Consider the following 20,446-nt stretch of genomic DNA (forward strand, 5'->3'; position numbering starts at 1 on the left):
AGTCACGACCGTGCAGTCAGATTAAAGGGATTATTATGTTGAAGACTCGCGTTATCCCCCCGGCCGAAGGCGCTTACCAGTACCCGCTGTTGATCAAACGGCTGCTGATGTCCGGTGCCCGTTATGAGAAAACCCGCGAGATCATCTACCGCGACAAGTTGCGCTATAGCTACCCGACCCTGATCGAACGGGTAGCTCGCCTGGCCAACGTGCTGACAGCGGCCGGAGTCAAGCCCGGGGATGCCGTGGGTGTGATGGACTGGGACAGCCATCGTTACCTGGAATGCATGTTCGCCATCCCGATGATCGGTGCGGTGATCCACACCATCAACGTGCGCCTGTCGCCGGAACAGATCCTCTACACCATGAACCACGCCGAGGACCGCTTTGTGCTGGTCAACAGCGAGTTCGTCGGTCTCTACAAGGCCATCGAGGGGCAACTGACCACGGTCGACAAAACCCTGCTGTTGACTGACCTGCCGGAAAAAACCGCGGACCTGCCGAATCTCGTCGGCGAATACGAGCAACTGCTGGCCGCGGCGAGCCCGCAATACGACTTCGAGGATTTCGACGAAAACTCGGTCGCGACCACGTTCTATACCACCGGCACCACCGGCAACCCCAAGGGCGTGTACTTCACCCATCGGCAACTGGTGCTGCACACCATGGGCGTGTCGACCATCATGGGCGCGATCGATAGCGTGCGCCTGCTGGGCACCAACGACGTGTACATGCCGATCACCCCGATGTTCCACGTGCACGCCTGGGGCTTGCCGTATGTGGCGACCATGCTCGGGCTCAAGCAGGTGTATCCCGGCCGCTATGACCCGGAGTACCTGGTGGAGTTGTGGCGCAAGGAAAAGGTCACGTTCTCTCATTGCGTACCGACCATTTTGCAGATGGTCCTCAATGCCAAGGCCGCGCAGACTGTCGACTTCGGCGGTTGGAAAATCGTCATCGGCGGCAGCGCCCTGAACCGCACGTTGTACGAGGCGGCCAAGGCCAAAGGCATTCAGCTGACTGCCGCCTACGGCATGTCGGAAACCGGGCCACTGGTTTCGTGCGCGCACCTCAACGACGAATTGATGGCGGGTACCGAAGACGAACGCACCACTTACCGGATCAAGGCCGGCGTGCCGGGGCCACTGGTGGAGGCGGCGATCGTCGACTCCGAGGGCAACTTCCTGCCCGCCGATGGCGAGACCCAGGGCGAACTGGTGTTACGCGCGCCATGGCTGACCGAGGGGTATTTCAATGAGCCGCAGAAGGGCGCCGAGCTCTGGGCCGGAGGCTGGCTGCACACCGGTGACGTGGCGACCCTGGACAGCATGGGCGTGATCGACATTCGTGACCGGATCAAGGACGTGATCAAGACCGGTGGCGAGTGGATCTCCTCCCTGGACCTGGAAGACCTGATCAGCCGTCATGCGGCGGTACGTGAAGTAGCAGTGGTGGGGATCCCCGATCCGCAGTGGGGCGAGCGGCCGTTTGCCCTGCTGGTGCTCCGTGAGGGGCATGCAATCGGGGCGCGGGAACTCAAGGAACACCTCAAGCCGTTTGTGGAGCTGGGGCACTTGAGCAAGTGGGCGATTCCGAGCCAGATCGCCCTTGTTACTGAAATTCCCAAGACCAGTGTCGGCAAGCTCGACAAGAAGCGCATTCGTGTCGACATCAGCGAATGGCAAGCCACCAACAGCACCTTCCTCTCGACGCTTTAAGCGTCACCTGGCGTGCTCGAAAGGGCACGCCAGCCCCCACCAAGCAAGCGCTTGGCTTGTCAAAACGAAATTTTCAGCCATCCTTGCCGTGCCGACGGGTGTCGGACTGGCGAAAGGACTGTTCCAGAGTGGCTGGCAGCTGCAAATCACACTTTAGAGGGATCAAGCGCTACTACCTGCTGGCTATAGTCCACTCAAGGATTTTTAAGAACGGGGCAACCGCACGAACCGGGGCGATGCAACTTTGGAATGACTTTGGGATGCCATGGCTCCCGGTTATCCACAGCGTTTTTAGAAGTGCTCTTGCCATAAAAATAAAATGCACATGGAGTAGCGTCGATGACATCAGCAAACCAGTTCTGGCGCCGGGCGAAACTGCCCCTGGCTGTCAGTCTTGCCTCTACGCTCGCCGGGCCAGCATTCGGCGTCAGTTTCAACGTCGGTGAAATCGAAGGTCAGTTCGACTCATCCCTGTCGATCGGTGCCAGTTGGTCTACCGAAAGTGCCAACAAGAACCTCATCGGTGTCAACAACGGCGGCAAGGGTCTGTCCCAGACTTCTGATGACGGTCACCTGAACTTCAAGAGCGGGGAAACTTTCTCGAAGATCTTCAAGGGCATCCATGACCTTGAACTGAAATACGGCGATACCGGTGTTTTCGTCCGTGGCAAATACTGGTACGACTTTGAACTGAAGGACGAAAGCCGTCCGTTCAAGGACATCAGCGACGACAACCGCAAGGAAGGCGCCAAGTCTGCCGGCGGCCAGATCCTCGACGCCTTCGTCTACCACAACTACTCCATTGCCGATCAGCCAGGCTCCGTGCGTCTGGGCAAGCAGGTCGTGAGCTGGGGTGAAAGTACCTTCATCGGTGGTGGCATCAACTCGATCAACCCGATCGACGTGTCCGCGTTCCGCCGTCCGGGTGCCGAGATCAAGGAAGGCCTGATCCCGGTCAACATGTTCTATGTGTCCCAGAGCCTGACCGAAAACCTCTCGGCCGAAGCGTTCTACCAAATTGAATGGGACCAGACCGTTGTCGACAACTGCGGCACGTTCTTCTCCCAGCCAGACATCGTTGCCGACGGCTGCGACGACAACCTGCGCGTACTGGCCAAGCGCTCGCAAATTCCGGCCATTGCCCTGGGGCCTTTGGCCGCCAACGGCGTCGACGTCAACAATGAGGGTGTTCTGGTGCGTCGTGGCCCCGATCGCGATGCCCGCGACAGCGGCCAGTGGGGCGCGTCCCTCAAGTACATGTTCGATCCGCTGGACACCGAGTTCGGCGCCTACTTCATGAATTACCACAGCCGTGCGCCGATCTTCAGCGCTACCGGTGCGCCGCAGTCGGTCTACAACACTGCAGCGGCCCTCCAGGGCGGCCCGTTCGCCGCACTGGCACCATTGCTGGTGGCGGGTAATTCGCAGTACTTCATCGAATACCCGGAAGACATCCGCCTCTACGGCCTGAGCTTCTCCACCACCCTGCCTACCGGTACGGCGTGGAGCGGTGAGATCAGCTACCGTCCGAACGCTCCGGTGCAGCTCAACTCCACCGACATCCTGTTCTCCGGTGTTCGTCCTATAGGCAATAACAACCCGAACAACCCGTTGACCAATGCATCGCTGCTTACCGGCGTGCCGGGTCAGGACCTGCACGGGTATCGTCGCAAGGAAGTCACCCAGTTCCAGACCACCCTGACGCACTTCTTCGATCAGGTCATGGGCGCCAGCCGTCTGACCCTGGTGGGCGAAGTGGGCGTGACCCACGTTGGCGGCCTGGAAAGCACTTCCGACGTTCGTTATGGCCGCGATCCGGTCTACGGTCCGGGTGAATTGCCAGCCTCTGGCGCGCTCAATACCTGCGTGACACTCAACAACAGCACCATCAGCGGTGCCGGCCCGGGTACGCCGACCAACAACCGCAGCCGCAACTGCACCGACGAAGGCTTCACCACCGCGACTTCATGGGGCTACCGCGGTCGTGCCATCTGGGAATACAACGACGTGTTTGCCGGTGTGAACCTCAAGCCAAACGTAGCCTGGTCTCATGACGTGGAAGGCTACTCCCCTGGGCCTGGCGGCAACTTCGAGGAAGGCCGCAAGGCGGTGAGCCTGGGTGTCGACGCCGAGTACCAGAACACCTACACCGCGAGCCTGGCCTACACCAACTTCTTCGACGGCAAGTACACCACCGTGGATGACCGCGACTTCGTTGCGCTCAGCCTCGGCGTGAACTTCTAAGCACTGAATTTTCAGGACGAACGAACATATGAAAATAACAAAGAGTCTGTTCCACGCCGGTGTTCTGGGGCTTTCGCTGCTGGCGACCAGCGTCATCGCAGCGGTTCCCCAGGCCGAAGCCGACAAACTGGGCAAGAGCCTGACCCCGATGGGCGCTGAAATGGCGGGTAACGCCGACGGTTCGATTCCGACCTGGAAACCGTTGCCGAAGAACGCCGGAGCGGTCGACAGCAAGGGCTTCCTGTCCGATCCGTACCCGGGTGAAAAACCGCTGTTCACCATCACGGCGCAGAACGTCGACCAGTACAAGGAAAAGCTTGCCCCGGGCCAGTACGCGATGTTCAAGCGCTACCCGGAAACCTTCAAGATGCCGGTCTATCCGTCCCACCGCGGTGCCACCGTGCCGGATGAGGTGTTCGCCTCCATCAAGAAGAACGCCACCAACACCAAGCTGGTGTCCGGCGGCAACGGCCTGGAGAACTTTGAAACCGCCATTCCGTTCCCGATCCCGAAAAGCGGCGTTGAAGTCATCTGGAACCACATCACCCGCTATCGCGGGGGCAGCGTGACCCGTCTGGTAACCCAGGCCACACCACAGCCGAACGGCTCGTTCAGCCTGGTGTACTTCCAGGACCAGTTCGTGTTCCGCGACAAGATGAAGGACTACGATCCGGCGAACCCGGGCAACATCCTGTTCTACTTCAAGCAGAAAGTGACCGCGCCGGCACGTCTGGCCGGTGGTGTACTGCTGGTTCACGAAACCCTCGACCAGGTCAAGGAGCCGCGCTCGGCATGGGTCTACAACGCCGGCCAGCGTCGTGTGCGCCGTGCGCCGCAAGTGTCCTATGACGGCCCGGGTACTGCAGCCGATGGCCTGCGTACCTCCGACAACCTGGACATGTACAACGGTGCACCGGATCGTTACGACTGGAAGCTCGAAGGCAAGAAAGAGATGTACATCGCCTCCGATGCCTACAAGCTCGACGATCCGAAGCTCAAGTACACCGACATCATCAAGGCCGGTCACATCAACCAGGACCTGGCTCGTTACGAGTTGCGTCGTGTGTGGCATGTAGTTGCCACCCTGAAGGAAGGTCAGCGTCACATCTACGCCAAGCGTGACTTCTACATTGACGAAGACACCTGGCAGGCAGCGGTCATCGACCATTACGACGGTCGCGGTCAACTGTGGCGCGTCGCCGAGGCCCATGCCGAGAACTACTACGACAAGCAAGTACCGTGGTATGCCCTTGAAACCCTGTACGACCTGCAATCGGGTCGTTACCTGGCGCTGGGCATGAAGAACGAAGAGAAGTCGGCCTATGACTTCGGCTTCACTGCCACCACCAGCGACTTCACCCCGGCCGCCTTGCGTCAGGATGGTGTTCGCTAAAGTGAACTGAGTAGAGGCCGCACCCTCTGAAAACGCCCCGACTGGTTCGGGGCGTTTTTTTTTGCTTGTAGACTTTTTGTAGCCATTTGTAGCAATTACCTTCATTCCCTATCCGTTTACGGCTAGTCTGCGGACATCTGCAACGCCGCCACCCGCAATTCAAACAAGAGCCGGCTATGACTGATTTGTCTACATCCCCAGGTTCTGCAAACGTTGCTGTCGCGACACTCGACGGGCGCTTCTTCCGCCCGCCGTTGCCCGACGGCCATGTGCTGCGTCCACGTTTGTGCGAGCGCCTGAGTGCCGGGCTCGGTGGCAGGTTATTGCTGGTCAGCGCACCGGCAGGGTTCGGCAAGAGTTCGTTGGCGGTGGAGTTTTGTCAGGGGTTGCCGGCGCACTGGCAAAGTCTCTGGCTGGGGTTGAGCCCGCGAGACAGTGACCCGGGACGTTTTCTCGAACGCCTGCTGGAAGGCCTCCAGGACTACTTCCCGCACCTGGGCAGGCAATCACTCGGGCTGTTGAAAATGCGCCAGCGCCATCAGCCTTTCGCATTCGAAGAATGGCTGGATGGCCTGCTCGACGAATTGGCCGAGCACTTGTCCACCGCGACGCCATTGCTGCTGGTGCTGGATGATTACCATCTGGCCCAGGGGCCGGTACTGGACCGTTGCCTGCAATTTTTCCTCAATCATCTCCCTGATGGCTTGCTGGTGATGGTCACCAGTCGCCAACGTCCCGACTGGCATCTGGCGCGGCTGCGGCTGTCGCGACAACTGCTTGAATTGCATGAACAGGATCTGCGCCTGACCCACGACGAGGCCTTGAGCCTGCTCGACCGGCACAGCAGTTCCTTGCGCGGTGAAGCACTGGAAAACCTGATCCAGCGCAGCGAAGGTTGGGTCGCGGGGTTGCGTTTCTGGCTGCTGGCCGCCTCGGAGGCGGGTACCGACGGCGCGCTGCCGCAATCGTTGCACGGCGGGGAAGGGCTGATCCGCGATTACCTGCTCGAAGAGGTCATCGATTGCCTGCCCGCCGAAGTCCAGTCGTTCCTCTACGACACGGCGCCCCAGGAACGTTTTTGCAGCGAACTGTGCGACGCCGTTCGCGACGCCCATGACAGCGGGGAAATCCTGCGCTTCCTGCTCGCCCACCAGGTGTTCCTGGTGCCGCTGGACGAGCATGGCAACTGGTATCGTTACCACCACCTGTTTTCCGATCTGTTGCGCACGCGCCCGACTTCCCAGTCGATGGTGCCGGCCGCCAGCCTGCACCTGCGTGCCTGCCGGTGGTTCAATGCCCAGGGACTGCTCGATGAGGCCGTGGAGCAGGCCTTGCGCGCCGGTCACCTGGACGTCGCGGCGAACCTGGTGCAGAACCTCTCCGAAGAGCAACTGCTGGCCGAGCAGAATGTCGGCATGTTGCTGCGCTGGAAAATGGACTTGCCTGACAGCTTGCTGATCAGCACGCCGCGGCTGATCGTGCTCTATAGCTGGGCGTTGGGGATGGCTTGCCAACTGGATGCCGCCGAAGAGCTGGCCAGCCATTTGAGCCGTTTCCTGCCTGCTCCGTCGGCCACCGCACAGAAGTCGATGCTCGCTCAATGGCTGGCGTTGAGCGGCATCATTGCCCGTGGACGCGGCAACCGCGAACTGACGCTGCGGTACTGCCGCGAAGCGTTGGAAAGTCTTCCGTCCAAGCGTTACGGCCAGCGCCTGATGTGCCTTTCGACCCTGTCCAACCTCGCCATTGCCGACGGCGATTTGTGGCGGGCACGGGGATTGAACCGCGAATCGCTGGAGTTGGCGCAACGGGTCGGCAACCCCTTGTTCGAAGCACTGGCGCACTACGATCGCGCCCGGGTGTTGCAAGCACGCGGGGAAATCTGTCGGGCGCTGGAAGAGGTCCGTCAGGGAATGCAGCGCCTGCAGAGCTTGCCTGCGCAACGGCTATACGCGGTTCGCGCTCGGCTGACCTTGTACGAAGGCTTTTTGCTGGCCCTGCGCATGCAGCCGCAATTGGCGCGGGTGCGATTGCAGGCCGGTTTGAGCGAGGCGCGCGCCTGCCGTGACATCAGCGTGCTGATCGGCCACTGCGTGATTGCCAGGCTGGAAGGCAGCAGTGGCGAGTTCGCCAAGGCCTTTGCCGAACTTGCCGAAGCCGAACGGCTCATGCACATCTGGGATGTGCCACCGATCTACTACCTGGCCATGATCACCCTGGTCAAATGTGAACTCTGGCTGGCCCAGGGGCGCACCGATCTGGCCGAAGCCTGGCTGGCGCGCCTGGGACAGACCTATAACGGCGAAAACGCGGCGGCACCACCGGAGTTCCACCCGCAATTGCCGCTGCATATCGAATTGCAACAAGCCTTGCTCGACGTCATCCAGGGCCAACCGATGCTGGCCGAAGGGCGTTTGAATGCACTGCTCGAACATGGCCAGCAAAGCGGTCGGCAGATGCTCAGCGCCATGGCGCTGACCCAGAAAGTGGCGTTGTTGCTGGGTAGTGGACGGGAACCGGAAGCACGCAAGGCGCTGGCCCAGGCGCTGGACGCCGCCGGCGGAGGGGTGCTGCAACCCTTCGAGGGCTTGTTGGCCGAGCACCCGGACTGGCTGCGTGGGCAGCTTCAAAGCTGTCCGCCAACCCCCGTTTCCCTGAGCCTCAGTGAAAAACTGCCGGCATTGGCTGCCCGTCCCGGGCTGGAGTCCTGTGCAGCCGCGGAGCAACTCAGCGCCCGGGAAATGGCGGTCCTGCGATTGATCGCCCAGGGCTGTTCGAACCAGGAAATCAGCGATCAGCTGTTTATTTCCCTGCACACGGTCAAGACCCACGCCAGCCATATCAATAGCAAACTCGGGGTCGAGCGGCGTACGCAGGCGGTGGCGCGAGCCAAGGAATTGGGGGTGCTGGGTTAAGGATTTTTCACGTTACACATCGCGGCCATTGGCTGGATACTCAATTGTGAGAAAATCACTCATCCCCCGTTTATCGAGCAGGCCCCGCCGATGTCCCAGCAACCCACCCTCATTCGCGAAACCTTCCCCGTCGGCCCGTTGCAGTGCAACTGCACGATCATCGGCGATCCGGTAACGAAAAAGGCCATCGTCGTCGATCCGGGTGGCAATCATGAGCTGATCCTGGCGCGTCTCGATGCCCTTGGGCTGAAAGTGGTCAGCATCATTCACACCCACGCCCACCTCGATCATTTCCTGGCTTCCGGTCAACTCAAGGAGAAAACCGGCGCGACGCTGCATTTGCACAAGGAAGACCAGTTTCTCTGGGACAACCTGGAAATGCAGTGCCAGATGTTCGGCGTTCCTTATACCCCGGTGCCATCCCCGGATCGCTGGCTGGCCGATGATGAAGAACTGGCTTGCGGCTGCGGCGTGGCGCTGCACACGCCAGGTCATACGCCGGGCTCCATGAGCTTCTGGTTTTCCGAGGCCAAGCTGCTGATTGCCGGTGATACGCTGTTTCGTCGCGGTGTCGGACGCACGGATTTGTGGGGCGGCGACCAGGCGACCATCGTGCGCTCGATCAAGCAGCGGCTGTACACCCTCGACGAAGACGCAACCGTGGTGACCGGGCATGGTCCGGACACCCGTCTGGGCGATGAAATGCGCGAAAACCCGTTTGTTCGGGGCTGATTTGTAACATTCGGAATTTTTACCCGTTAACATGATCCAACGCCCGCAAAGGCTGATGCCTTGGTCCGTTGCACCACAGAATGCAAAAAAAGTAGGAGCTTTACATGTTCACCATGCGTCGTTTGATGATTGTCGCTACTGCCGTGGCCGTACTGTCCGGCTGTGCCTCGCCCAACCCTTATGACGGTCAGCCGCAGGGTCAGGCGGATGGCAGCTCCCAAGGCATGAGCAAAACCGCGAAATACGGTGGCCTCGGCGCTCTGGCCGGTGCGCTGGCCGGTGCTGCGATCAACCACGATAACCGTGGCAAGGGCGCACTGATCGGTGCTGCGGTGGTCGGTGCTTCCGCCGCCGGTTACGGTTACTACGCCGATCAGCAAGAGAAAAAGCTGCGCGCCAGCATGGCCAACACCGGTGTTGAAGTGCAACGCCAGGGCGACCAGATCAAGCTGATCATGCCGGGCAACATCACGTTCGCTACCGATTCGGCGAACATTGCCCCAAGCTTCTATCAGCCGCTGAACAACCTGGCGGGCTCGCTCAAAGAGTTCAACCAGAACCAGATCGAGATCGTCGGCTATACCGACAGCACCGGCAGCCGCCAGCACAACATGGACCTGTCCCAGCGTCGCGCCCAGAGCGTGGCAACCTACCTGACCTCGCAAGGTGTCAGCGGTGCCAATCTGAGCGCCCGTGGCGCCGGTCCGGATAGCCCGGTTGCCAGCAACGGCGACGCCAATGGCCGGGCGCAGAACCGCCGTGTAGAGGTCAACCTCAAGGCGATTCCGGGCCAGCAGTATGGTGGTCAGCAGCAAGGTCAGGTTCAGCAGTACCCTTGATCGTCTGATTGAACCCCAGGCGTAGAAAAGCCCGCTCGATCTTCTACGGATCGGGCGGGCTTTTTTTGTCGTCAGTTCCGGCCCCTTCGCGGGCAAGCCCGTTCCTACAGGTCATGTGTTGGATGCAGATTTTGTGTACGACATCGACCATTGTGGGAGCAGGCTTGCCCGCGAAGAGGCCAGACCAGGCAGCAGAAATCTGGAACAGACAGAAACAAAAAAGCCCCCGGACCAGTGAAAGTCCGGGGGCTTTTTGTATGGCGCGAAAGCTGATTACTTCTTCAGGCCATAATGCTCATCGAGCATGCCCGGCGAGTTCGGGGCTTTCGGTGCGTAATCGCGAGGCGGCTCCTGATCGCGCGGTGGCGTCAGGCGTTCACGGGGTGCCTGCGCCGCGTCGGCGTGCAGGGAAGCCAGCAGGCGTTGGCGAGTCTGTTCGTCCAGGGCCAGGCGGTTGGCGCCCTCGGCGAGATGGTCCTGCACTTCCTGATAGCTCTGAGTCAGTTTCTTGACCAGTGTCGCGGTGCTGTTGAAGTGGGTCACCACCTCGTTCTGATAACTGTCGAAACGTTCCTGAATATCGTCCAGCTGACGCTGCGTGCGGCTGGGCGCGGCGTTCGGTGCAACGCGAGCGATCAGGAACCCAATGGCGACACCCACAACCAGGGCAAGAGTCGGTAACAACCAAACTAAGAGCGAGTGTTCCACGAGTCCTTCCTCTATAAACGGCTTTGCTTTACGTTAACGGCTCGAACCTGCGCTGTATACCGCGATTCACTCGCAATAGACAGCCACAGACAATTTGCTAGACGAGTCGACCTGATTCGAGGTCACGGAGTTCCTTCCTTGCTTATGCGTGAAACCCCTGTAGTGATTGATGGCCCGGTGGGTCAACTGGAAGCACTGTACCTGGACAACGAGCAGGCGCGTGGCCTGGCGCTGATCTGCCATCCGAACCCGGTACAGGGCGGCACCATGCTCAACAAAGTGGTCTCGACCCTGCAGCGCACCGCGCGTGATGCCGGTTTGATTACTTTGCGTTTCAACTACCGCGGGGTGGGTGCCAGTGAAGGTACACATGATATGGGCACCGGCGAAGTCGATGATGCCCAGGCTGTGGCCGAATGGTTTCGCGCCAGGCACCCGCAATTGCCACTGACCCTGTTCGGTTTCTCCTTCGGTGGATTTGTTGCAGCAAGTCTTGGCGGACGTCTGGAAGCGAAGGGCGAACCGCTCAAACATCTATTCATGGTCGCACCGGCGGTCATGCGCCTGAGCGCTCAGGACTCACTGCCTCAGCAGGGCGAACTGACCCTGATCCAGCCGGAAACCGACGAAGTGATCGATCCGCAGCTGGTTTACCAATGGTCCGACACGCTTGAACGTCCCCATGAGCTGCTGAAAGTGGCAGAATGCGGACACTTTTTTCATGGCAAGCTGACCGATCTCAAGGATCTGATCCTGCCGCGTCTCTCGAATTGATTGCAGTCTGACAAGCGATTACCCATGACGACTCGTACCCGTATCCTCACCGGCATCACCACCACCGGCACGCCGCACCTGGGCAACTACGCTGGTGCCATCCGCCCGGCGATCCTGGCCAGCCGTGACAGCAATGCCGACTCGTTCTACTTTTTGGCGGACTACCACGCCCTGATCAAGTGCGATGACCCGCTGCGCATCCAGCGCTCGCGTCTGGAAATCGCTGCGACCTGGCTGGCCGGTGGCCTGAATGTCGACCGCGTGACCTTCTACCGCCAGTCCGACATCCCGGAAATCCCCGAACTGACCTGGCTGCTGACCTGCGTCGCCGCCAAGGGCCTGCTCAACCGCGCCCACGCCTACAAGGCTTCGGTGGACAAGAACGTCGAGACCGGCGAGGACCCGGATGCAGGCATCACCATGGGCCTTTACAGCTACCCGGTGCTGATGGCCGCGGACATCCTGATGTTCAATGCGCACAAGGTGCCGGTCGGTCGTGACCAGATCCAGCACGTGGAAATGGCGCGGGACATCGGCCAGCGCTTCAACCATCTTTTTGGCCAGGGCAAAGAGTTCTTCACCATGCCCGAGGCGTTGATCGAAGAGAGCGTCGCCACGTTGCCAGGCCTGGATGGTCGCAAGATGTCGAAGAGCTACGACAACACCATCCCGCTGTTCAGCAGTGCCAAAGAGATGAAGGACGCGATTTCGCGGATCGTCACCGACTCCCGCGCACCGGGCGAAGCCAAGGATCCGGACAACTCGCACCTGTTCACCCTGTTCCAGGCGTTCGCCACCCCGGCGCAAGCCGACGAGTTTCGCAGCGAACTGTTGCAGGGCCTGGGTTGGGGCGAGGCGAAGAATCGTCTGTTCCAGTTGCTCGACAACGAACTGGGCGAATCCCGCGAGCGTTATAACCAGCTGATCGAGCGCCCGGCGGATCTGGAAGACATCTTGCAACACGGCGCGAAAAAAGCCCGTGCGGTAGCGACACCCTTCCTCAACGAACTGCGTGAAGCGGTGGGCCTGCGCTCCTTCGTTGCCCAGACTCAAGTGGCGGCGACCACCAAGAAGAAAGCCGTGAAGGCTGCACGTTTTGTCAGCTTCCGTGAAGACGACGGCAGTTTCCGCTTCCGTCTGCTGGCGGCAGATGGCGAACAACTGCTGCTGTCGCGCAACTTCGCCGACGGTAAAACCGCCGGGCAGGTGACCAAGCAACTGCAAGCGGGCCAGGCATTGGACGTACGCAGTGAAGACCTGGGGTTCAGCGTCTGGCTGGAAGGCGAGTGCGTTGCCGACAGCCCGGCATTTGCCGACAGCGTCGCCCGTGACGCTGCCATCGAAGCCTTGCGCATTGCCCTGACGCCGGTTCAGGAATAAACAACGGTTCGGCCCGACCAAGGGCCGATTGCCATTCCTCGGGGTCGTCGCTACAGTGTCGGCCCGTTTTTGTTGCCTTGCTAACGAATTATGACGCCCCTAGAACGATATCAAGCTGATCTGAAACGCCCGGAATTCTTCCATGACGCCGCGCAGGAAACTGCCGTGCGTCATTTGCAGCGCCTGTACGACGACCTGGTCGCGGCCGAGCAAAACAAGCCGGGCCTGCTGGGCAAGTTGTTTGGCAAGAAGGATCAGACCCCGGTCAAGGGCCTGTATTTCTGGGGCGGCGTAGGTCGCGGCAAGACTTACCTGGTGGACACCTTCTTCGAAGCGCTGCCCTTCAAGGAAAAGTCCCGCACCCACTTCCACCGCTTCATGAAGCGCGTGCACGAAGAGATGAAAACCCTGGGCGGCGAGAAAAACCCGCTGACCATCATCGCCAAGCGCTTCGCCACCGAAGCCCGGGTCATCTGCTTCGATGAATTCTTCGTTTCCGACATCACCGACGCCATGATCCTTGGCACCCTGATGGAAGAACTGTTCAAGAACGGCGTAACCCTGGTCGCGACTTCGAACATCGTGCCGGATGGCCTGTACAAGGACGGCCTGCAACGTGCGCGCTTCCTGCCGGCCATTGCGCTGATCAAGCAGAATACCGAGATCGTCAACGTCGACAGCGGCGTCGACTATCGTCTGCGTCACCTCGAACAGGCCGAGCTGTTCCACTATCCACTCGACGAAGCCGCCAACGAAAGCCTGCGCAAGAGCTTCCGTGCACTGACACCGGAATGCACGGCAGCGGTCGAAAATGACGTGCTGATGATCGAAAACCGCGAAATCCGTGCCCTGCGCACCTGCGATGACGTGGCCTGGTTCAACTTCCGTGAACTGTGCGACGGCCCGCGCAGCCAGAACGACTACATCGAACTGGGCAAGATCTTCCACGCCGTGCTGCTCAGCGATGTCGAGCAGATGAGCGTCACGACCGACGACATCGCCCGACGCTTTATCAACATGGTCGACGAGTTCTACGACCGTAACGTGAAGCTGATCATTTCTGCTGAAGTCGAGCTAAAGGATCTCTACACCGGCGGGCGCTTGAATTTCGAATTCCAGCGTACCCTCAGCCGACTGCTGGAAATGCAATCCCACGAATTCCTGTCTCGGGCGCACAAGCCGTAAGACAGTTCGGAAAATGAAAGAGGCCTGCAGACGCAGGCCTTTTTTGTCAGTGCAAATCTTTCTCCCACAGGCTCGTACATTGTTTTGAAGTCAAATGTCTTCGTGGAGATGCCGCGCAAGCTCGTGCTGCCGTTGGCAACCGAGCAACAGCCAAAGCAGAATCCGGGCTTTTCGCGGACATAGAAAGCCCGCCATCGACGCCCCCTTGCGGATCAAGTCCATTTCACCACCACCAAAACCGTAAGATGCACGTGCGGTGGAGCCGGAGCCTGTTCGGGTCGCAATGATCACGGGGATTCGTTCGGCAATATGCTCAATCATTGTCGCCCAGCGCTGCGAGATGTGGCCGGCGCCGAAACCGCCGATCACCAGTCCGTCGTAATCGAGTGCGAGAATATTCTCCAGTAGCAGGGTGTCGGCCGAAAGTGAGGCCTCAAGCAGCGCAACCTTCTGTGTGGTCTGTTGCGGCAAAGGCAACACCGTGCGCGGCCCCGGCGGGCGCAGGTAGCGAACACGGTCTTCCAACAGCAGGCCTGCGGGCCCCACGACCGGAGAGGAAAACGCCTGCAATGCCAGCGAATCGGTTTTGCGTACGCTGCACGCTTGATGAATCTGTCCGTTCATCACGACCTGGACACCGCGCTGCCGGCTGTTCTGCGCCAGGGCAACGCGACATGCATCCAGCAGATTGGCCGGTCCATCGGCACCTGGCTGTGCTGCGGAACGCATGGCACCGGTCAGCACCAAGGGGGTGTCGTAGGGCCACAGGTAATCCAGAAACGCCGCGGCTTCTTCGAGGGTGTCAGTGCCCTGGGTCATCACGACCCCAACGGCGCCCTGTTTGACCTGAAACTCAGCCCAGGACAATACGTTCAGCAAAAACTCGAAATCCAGGGACGCACTGGGCAGCAGGCTGAGGGTCTCGACGGTGACTCCGGCCAGCGTCGTCAGTTCCGGTATGGAAGTCAGCAGGGCTTCGCCGCTGACGATCGGGATGACGCCTTCACCGGCATTGCTCGCTTGCATGCTTACCGTGCCGCCAAGTGCCGCGATGGACAGTTTGGGCAGGTCCATGGGATACCTCGCTTGTTTGTAATGAAAAGTGGCTGTATCCGCTTTTGAGGCCGCGATACAGCCGAATGGCTGGGACATCAGTCAGCGATCAGAAAGCCGATCAGCGGCACGATCAGCAGTGTGCTGATGGCCATCGACAGTACATTGGCGATGTAGGCGTGCATGTCGGCCGGTAGTTTCCTGGCAATCACACAGGCCAGCGGTGGTGCGAGCAATGCCCCCAGCAGTGCACTTGAGACGATAATCTGCCAGCTGCCGCCATAGGCCAGGATCGCCGCGGGCACCACTGAAACCAGCGGGATGTAGGTGGGATACCAGCCGCGCAACATCCATTGTCGACGCCAGATCAGCACGCCGATGGCCGAGGCCAATGCCTGCGCGCCGATGATGTGCAGCAACAGGCCCGATCCGTACGCGGGGCTTGAAGGGTTCAAGCTGTACGCCAGCAATGCCCCCAGTATCAGGCCAAGGCTGGCCAGCTCATTGCCGAAGAACGGTGCTTCGGAAAAGTCTGCCAGAATCCGGCGCAGGCTCCAGATGACGCCATAGTCAGGCGCCTTGGCGGGGGCGATCGAGATGGGTGGTGTTTCCGGTGACCTGGATTTCACCAGGTTCGGCCAATAGCGGCAGAACAGAAACGCCAGGACGCTGGCAACCGCCATGCCCATCACATTGCCAATCACCGCAGGCAAGGCCAGCGGTTGGCACACGTAGTTGACGATCAGCAGGCACATCGGTGTGACGAGTACGGCGCCCATGAGTGCGCCGTTGATCGTGACCTTCCAGCCTCCGCCAAACATCAGCACCATCGCCGCTGGCAGCGAGACGAATGCTACGAATGTGGGTTGCCAGGTTGTGGCTGTCACCGTCCAGCCCCACAGCAGATTGCTCAGCAGCAGCCCGAGCAAAGAACTGGTGACCAGCCAGGGCCAAAGTCCCGTTCCATAGGAGATGGCAAACCCTTGCCAGGATTTCCCCGTTCGATTCGCCCAGTAAGCCAGATAAGCGCCCGCCAGCAGGCCGATCGAGGCGAACTCGTGCTTGTAGAAAGCCACCTCGCTGATGTCACCTAACACCCAGCGCAACCAGGCGCTTGGTTCGGGTAGCAGCGATACCATGTCGCCGTACCCGGGCCAATGCGCTCCCCAGAAAGTCCGGTTGCTGAAAGAAAGCCACACGATCAGCAGTGTCGCGCCGATCATTAGCAGGACCACGGCTGTATCAATCGGCGATTTGCGCGATGGTTGGTTTTTGTCGGTTGTAACTTCCATGCGATAGGCCTCCTGATCAACGTGGGAGGCAAGGGTGTTGGGTGTAGCCGAGCATCTGATCGTATAGATCGGCTCGGCGATCGCGATGCAGGTCGTTCAGGTTGTTCCAGATGGGCGCACTGCGGGAGCTGGTCAGGTCGACATCGGCAAACAGGATTTCCTGCCTGTCTGCCGAAGCCACGGCACCAATCGGCCAGCCATTGGTTCCGGCAATCAACGAGCAACCCAGGTAGCGCGCACCGCGCTCCTCGCCGATCCGGCTGGCGGCAGCGATAAACACGTTGTTGACGTGAGCCGCGGTCATCGTCAGATAAGACGCCATGCACTTACCGGCATCGTCGAACAGCGGCGGCGGTGTCCAGACCCAGTTGTTCAGGCTGCAAATGATGTCCGCGCCTTGCTGGGCGAGGATCCGTGGCACCTCCGGGAACCAGATGTCCCAGCAGATCAACAGCCCGATGCGGCCGATCGGTGTGTCGAAAACCGGGAAACCCAGGTCGCCGGGGGTGAACCAGAGCTTCTCCATATTCCACAAATGGGCTTTGCGGTACTTGCCGATAAAACCGTCTGGTCCTACCAGAACGCCGGTGTTAAAGAGTCGCATGCCGTCGCGTTCGGCCAGACCGGCCACGAGGTAAACGTTGTGCTCGCGGGCGAAGTCGATCCAGCGCTGCACGCTTGGCCCGTCGGGAACCGCTTCTGCATGGGCGAAGGCATCCTGTCGATTGCTGAAGAAATAGCCGGTATTGGAAAGCTCGGGCAGAACGATGAGATTCGCACCGCCGCTTACCGCTTCAAGCGCCAATTCCAGGCTGCGCCGCAGATTACCTACACATTTCTCGATGCCGACTTGTGGATCGAATTGCACGACTGCTATTCGAGCAGGGCTTGTTGGCTCAGTCATTCCGTCGTTCCTCTTTTAATTGTTTTTCAAGGTGTTAAATGGCGTGCTTATAAGAGGGGAATCAGGAATGGGGCGTAAGTCAGCTACTTCCGTTTAGGTCGTAGTCCTTGTCCGAAAATGGATCAGCGTGATGTTTGATGGCAGTGGGTAGCAGGCACGAGAAGTAGAGCCATGTATTGCGAGCATGGCTCTGGAACGGGGATGTGATCAGGTTTTGAGTTGGTAGTGCGGGTAGTCGCTCAAGGAAAACCCGCCATTGAAGGTTGCGGCAGTTTTGTTGCAGATATGAATCACTGCATCGACAGCGCCGCGAAAACATGGCTCCGTCCAACCGGCGTCGACGGAAAATGATTCACCGGACAAATACAAGCCTGAGACATGAGCAAGGTCCCGGTTGTACTTCATCAGGCCGACGGCATCGTAGTAGGTGCCCGGTCGGTAAAGCTTGGCACAGCCCAGAGCATTTTTATCAGTGATCCAGCGCTGAACCACCGCTTGATCAATGCCTATGTAGGGAGAAATTTTCTCCTGGATGTTGGCAGAGTTCATGAGTATGCGATCCAGCTCTTCGGCGCATTTTGATACCAACTCCTTGTCGCTGAATGAGGCGAGCTTGGTTGCGTCATCTTCCCAGGTATAACTCAGCAGGATGCAGTCATAGCTGTAGTTGTCGTTGTAGCGGTAGGTATAGACATCGTGGATAAAACTGTCGGTTACGATGGCTTGCGGGATGTTTTTATTTTTCGAGAGAAATGATTTTTTCAGCGGTGCAAACACTTTGCAGCTGGTTTCCCAGTGTGCGGTTTTGTAGGCGTTGATCGTCTCGAAAGGCAGCATCTCCCGGGTGAAGTTTTCGAGCTTGAGTCGAGTTTCAATCAGCCAGGAGGGTAGTGTCATGATGACCGAGTCAAAGTCGTCAAATTGCTCCCGGATTTGCTCGGGTTGACTGTGTTTCCAGTTGTAATGGACGCGTATTTTTTGATTGGTCAGCTTTTCCAGTTTTGTGACGGATGAGTCGGTGAGAAGTCCATTGCTTCTTTCGAGGCTATGTTCGTAGATGGACTTTCCGGTTTCGTCGGTTTTCACAAACAGCAGGCATTCGTCCAGCGCGGCGAGGCCGATGTAGCGAGGGCTGTCGAAACTCTGGCCCATTGAGTCAAAAACGGCTTCGCTATTCAGGTAGGGCGAATCCAGTGGATCGCCGTTTGAGTCCACTCGACCATGGATCAGTTGCAATTGGCTGCTGAAACCGAAAATCGCGGTGCGCAGGGGGTAAAGGCAGCAGACGTCGTAAAAAGCTCCCCAGCTACCGTCACCTATACCTATCGCGTAAAAAATAGCGGATTCTTGCGCAGACATTCCCATTCCGCCGAAATCCCCGGGTGAGCGGTCATCCCAAGCTTCCAGTGCTGGCATGCTGACCAGGTCGCGGAACGAGACACTCTCATATTTTTCGACGATAGAAGCCCATATGGCTTCCCATTCCTGGCTCGCATAGAGCTCGGCAACGTGGCGGGTCATACGATCGGCAAAGGCTTTCCACTTGGAATAGACCTTTTGCAATTCATCGCCGGGAGGTGGTGTGACACCGTCTTCGTTTTTCCATATCAACATTTGCGGCGCCGATCCGCCGCCCATGCTGCCCTCCCGGAGATAGATGCCTGTCGAGTTAACCCATTGGCTACCGGGGTTGGCGAAGTCTGAAAACGCCAATTCAAATTGATTGGCGTAGTAAGCCATCAGCGACCGACCTTCTGTCGGTGGCTCATCCGCCCGGTTGAAGAAGGGCATGCGCATGGCGCCCATTTCAAACGGTGTATGGCTTGCTGCCGAGTTTCGGCTACCCGGAACGGTCAGATGCCTGCCGCCGATGCGTCTGGATTGTTCGATGAGAGTGATATGGGTAAAGCCGCAGCGATAGAGTTCTCTGGCGGCAGTCAGACCTGTGACGCCGGCGCCGATGATGCAGATTTTATGTTGCGGGTCAGTTGCCCTGGCGATGCCGTTTTCCTGTTCTACCAGTGCACGATAGTCAAAACACAAATCCGGCGGATTGGGGAAGCGAGCCGCCCATTTGTTTTTAGCCGAGCGCTTTGTTCGGGCGGCCTCCTTGGCGATGTATGAAGGGTAGTTGTAGCTTGATCCGATAGTCATGGTTGATCTTCCCTGATGGTGTTTGCAGGGAAGATGTTGAGTCTTTTAAGGGGCTGCGTCTGCGAGCAGGGTTGGTTGCTCTGGCGCTCTGTATTCCGCTTTTTGCGTAGGAAAATGCATAGCGAAAGAGCTGTTTGGCTGGCGCAAGACTCAATGTGGAAGCGAGCAGGCTCGCTCCCATATTCGGTTGGTGTTCGGCTATGCAGCCTGCTGAAACTGCTGCCGATACTGGTTCGGCGACAACTCTGTGTGCTGGCGGAACAGCCGCGCAAAGAAGCTCGCATCGTCATAACCAACCTCGTAGCTGATGGTCTTGATGCTCTTGCGGCTGCCGGACAGCAAGCCCTTGGCGGTTTCGATGCGCAGGCGTTGCAGGTAATGCAGTGGCTTGTCGCCGGTGGCGGTCTGGAAGCGGCGCATGAAGTTGCGGATGCTCATGCCGTGTTCGCGGGCAACGTCCTCGAAACGGAACTTGTCGGCGAAGTGTTCTTCGAGCCAGTGCTGGATCTGCAGGATGATCACGTCCTGGTGCAGCTTCTGCCCGCCGAATCCAATCCGTCCCGGTGAATAGCTGCGCTGCACTTCATAGAGGATGTCTCGGGCTACGGCCTGGGACACGTTGGCGCCGCAGAAGCGCTCGATCAGGTAGATGTACAGGTCGCATGCCGAGGTGGTGCCGCCGGCGCAGTACAGGTTGTCGGCATCGGTCAGGTGTTTGTCCTGATTGAGCTGGACCTTGGGGAAGCGTTCGGCGAAGGCATTGAAGAAGCGCCAGTAAGTGGTCGCTTCCTTGCCATTGAGCAGCCCGGCTTCGGCCAGCCAGAAAACACCAGTGGCCTCGCCGCACAGTACGGCACCGCGCGCATGTTGCTGGCGCAGCCAGGGCAGGATTTGCGGGTAACGTTTGCTGAGGTTGTCGAAATCGTCCCAGAACGCGGGAAGAACGATGATGTCGGCGTTTTCCAGTCCGCCGTCCACTGGAATCATCACATCGCTGAAGGTGTTGACCGGCTTGCCATCGGGGCTGACCAGGCGGGTTTCGAACGCCGGTGTCAGGCCCTGGCCCAGCTGTTTGCCGTAGCGCAGGCTGGCGAGATGGAAGAAATCCTTGGCTTGCATGAGGGTGGAAGCGAAAACCCGGTCGATGGCCAGGAT

General features: G+C 59.2%; 15 protein-coding genes. 9 read left to right on the plus strand and 6 right to left on the minus strand.

Translation table 11 applies throughout. The features are described 5' to 3' along the window. Nucleotides 1-35 precede the first annotated feature (35 nt). From KW840_RS00385 to KW840_RS00410, 6 genes are all read left to right on the plus strand, one after another. Nucleotides 36-1,718 (plus strand): fatty acid--CoA ligase, encoded by a 1,683-nt coding sequence (locus tag KW840_RS00385; protein ID WP_057713342.1) that lies wholly within the window; start codon nucleotides 36-38, stop codon nucleotides 1,716-1,718. 339 nt (nucleotides 1,719-2,057) lie between these two features. Further along, complete coding sequence (locus KW840_RS00390) at nucleotides 2,058-3,962, plus strand: DUF1302 domain-containing protein (RefSeq protein ID WP_102670976.1); 1,905 nt, start codon at nucleotides 2,058-2,060, stop codon at nucleotides 3,960-3,962. 28 nt (nucleotides 3,963-3,990) lie between these two features. Next, on the plus strand, nucleotides 3,991-5,355 hold the full coding sequence (locus KW840_RS00395) for a DUF1329 domain-containing protein (protein ID WP_057713344.1): 1,365 nt from the start codon (nucleotides 3,991-3,993) through the stop codon (nucleotides 5,353-5,355). Nucleotides 5,356-5,531: 176 nt separating this feature from the next. Continuing rightward, a complete protein-coding gene (locus KW840_RS00400; protein ID WP_218494218.1) occupies nucleotides 5,532-8,270 on the plus strand; it encodes a LuxR C-terminal-related transcriptional regulator in 2,739 nt (912 codons plus the stop codon). A gap of 90 nt (nucleotides 8,271-8,360) precedes the next feature. Further along, entirely contained in the window at nucleotides 8,361-9,002 is a 642-nt protein-coding gene (locus KW840_RS00405) for an MBL fold metallo-hydrolase (protein ID WP_057713346.1), read from the plus strand. A gap of 104 nt (nucleotides 9,003-9,106) precedes the next feature. Next, on the plus strand, nucleotides 9,107-9,841 hold the full coding sequence (locus KW840_RS00410) for an OmpA family protein (protein WP_057713347.1): 735 nt from the start codon (nucleotides 9,107-9,109) through the stop codon (nucleotides 9,839-9,841). Nucleotides 9,842-10,114: 273 nt separating this feature from the next. Here KW840_RS00410 and KW840_RS00415 read toward each other — a convergent pair whose 3' ends face one another. Next, nucleotides 10,115-10,549 (minus strand): YhcB family protein, encoded by a 435-nt coding sequence (locus KW840_RS00415; protein WP_008045970.1) that lies wholly within the window; start codon nucleotides 10,547-10,549, stop codon nucleotides 10,115-10,117. A 144-nt stretch (nucleotides 10,550-10,693) separates the two neighbouring features. Here KW840_RS00415 and KW840_RS00420 point away from each other — a divergent pair, with 144 nt between their 5' ends. The 3 genes from KW840_RS00420 (at nucleotide 10,694) to zapE (ending at nucleotide 13,888) form a co-directional block, all read left to right on the plus strand. After that, nucleotides 10,694-11,323 carry an alpha/beta hydrolase gene (locus tag KW840_RS00420; protein ID WP_057713348.1) on the plus strand — a complete coding sequence of 210 codons (630 nt, stop codon included), beginning with the start codon at nucleotides 10,694-10,696 and terminating at the stop codon, nucleotides 11,321-11,323. A 24-nt stretch (nucleotides 11,324-11,347) separates the two neighbouring features. After that, nucleotides 11,348-12,703, plus strand: coding sequence for a tryptophan--tRNA ligase (locus tag KW840_RS00425; protein WP_218494219.1), 1,356 nt, complete (start codon nucleotides 11,348-11,350; stop codon nucleotides 12,701-12,703). 90 nt (nucleotides 12,704-12,793) lie between these two features. After that, on the plus strand, nucleotides 12,794-13,888 hold the full coding sequence (gene zapE / locus KW840_RS00430) for a cell division protein ZapE (protein ID WP_007998226.1): 1,095 nt from the start codon (nucleotides 12,794-12,796) through the stop codon (nucleotides 13,886-13,888). Between the two features lie 90 nt (nucleotides 13,889-13,978). Here the strand turns inward: zapE and KW840_RS00435 are convergent, their stop codons facing one another. The 5 genes from KW840_RS00435 to KW840_RS00455 all read right to left on the minus strand — a co-directional run bounded on the left by KW840_RS00435 (nucleotide 13,979) and on the right by KW840_RS00455 (nucleotide 20,410). Next, nucleotides 13,979-14,962: an asparaginase gene (locus KW840_RS00435; protein ID WP_218494220.1), complete on the minus strand. Its 984-nt coding sequence runs from the start codon at nucleotides 14,960-14,962 to the stop codon at nucleotides 13,979-13,981. 77 nt (nucleotides 14,963-15,039) lie between these two features. Then, nucleotides 15,040-16,233, minus strand: coding sequence for a hypothetical protein (locus tag KW840_RS00440; RefSeq protein ID WP_218494221.1), 1,194 nt, complete (start codon nucleotides 16,231-16,233; stop codon nucleotides 15,040-15,042). 16 nt (nucleotides 16,234-16,249) lie between these two features. Further along, complete coding sequence (locus KW840_RS00445; protein WP_218494222.1) at nucleotides 16,250-17,137, minus strand: nitrilase family protein; 888 nt, start codon at nucleotides 17,135-17,137, stop codon at nucleotides 16,250-16,252. Nucleotides 17,138-17,344: 207 nt separating this feature from the next. Further along, the gene (locus tag KW840_RS00450; protein ID WP_218494223.1) at nucleotides 17,345-19,291 is read right to left on the minus strand and encodes an FAD-dependent oxidoreductase; all 1,947 of its coding nucleotides are present in this window, start codon (nucleotides 19,289-19,291) and stop codon (nucleotides 17,345-17,347) included. 198 nt (nucleotides 19,292-19,489) lie between these two features. Beyond that, nucleotides 19,490-20,410, minus strand: coding sequence for a GlxA family transcriptional regulator (locus tag KW840_RS00455; RefSeq protein ID WP_174245557.1), 921 nt, complete (start codon nucleotides 20,408-20,410; stop codon nucleotides 19,490-19,492). Nucleotides 20,411-20,446: the final 36 nt, after the last annotated feature.

Source organism: Pseudomonas sp. PDM30 (genome assembly GCF_019218985.1).
Taxonomy (GTDB): domain Bacteria; phylum Pseudomonadota; class Gammaproteobacteria; order Pseudomonadales; family Pseudomonadaceae; genus Aquipseudomonas; species Aquipseudomonas jessenii.

Coding starts and splice junctions, on each gene's coding strand:
- KW840_RS00425 (WP_218494219.1), top strand. CDS start 11,348: ATGACGACTCGTACCCGTATCCTCACCGGCATCACCACCACCGGCACG.
- KW840_RS00405 (WP_057713346.1), top strand. CDS start 8,361: ATGTCCCAGCAACCCACCCTCATTCGCGAAACCTTCCCCGTCGGCCCG.
- KW840_RS00455 (WP_174245557.1), bottom strand. CDS start 20,410: ATGCAAGCCAAGGATTTCTTCCATCTCGCCAGCCTGCGCTACGGCAAA.
- KW840_RS00450 (WP_218494223.1), bottom strand. CDS start 19,291: ATGACTATCGGATCAAGCTACAACTACCCTTCATACATCGCCAAGGAG.
- KW840_RS00390 (WP_102670976.1), top strand. CDS start 2,058: ATGACATCAGCAAACCAGTTCTGGCGCCGGGCGAAACTGCCCCTGGCT.
- KW840_RS00395 (WP_057713344.1), top strand. CDS start 3,991: ATGAAAATAACAAAGAGTCTGTTCCACGCCGGTGTTCTGGGGCTTTCG.
- KW840_RS00445 (WP_218494222.1), bottom strand. CDS start 17,137: ATGACTGAGCCAACAAGCCCTGCTCGAATAGCAGTCGTGCAATTCGAT.
- KW840_RS00400 (WP_218494218.1), top strand. CDS start 5,532: ATGACTGATTTGTCTACATCCCCAGGTTCTGCAAACGTTGCTGTCGCG.
- KW840_RS00410 (WP_057713347.1), top strand. CDS start 9,107: ATGTTCACCATGCGTCGTTTGATGATTGTCGCTACTGCCGTGGCCGTA.
- KW840_RS00435 (WP_218494220.1), bottom strand. CDS start 14,962: ATGGACCTGCCCAAACTGTCCATCGCGGCACTTGGCGGCACGGTAAGC.
- zapE (WP_007998226.1), top strand. CDS start 12,794: ATGACGCCCCTAGAACGATATCAAGCTGATCTGAAACGCCCGGAATTC.
- KW840_RS00420 (WP_057713348.1), top strand. CDS start 10,694: ATGCGTGAAACCCCTGTAGTGATTGATGGCCCGGTGGGTCAACTGGAA.
- KW840_RS00440 (WP_218494221.1), bottom strand. CDS start 16,233: ATGGAAGTTACAACCGACAAAAACCAACCATCGCGCAAATCGCCGATT.
- KW840_RS00385 (WP_057713342.1), top strand. CDS start 36: ATGTTGAAGACTCGCGTTATCCCCCCGGCCGAAGGCGCTTACCAGTAC.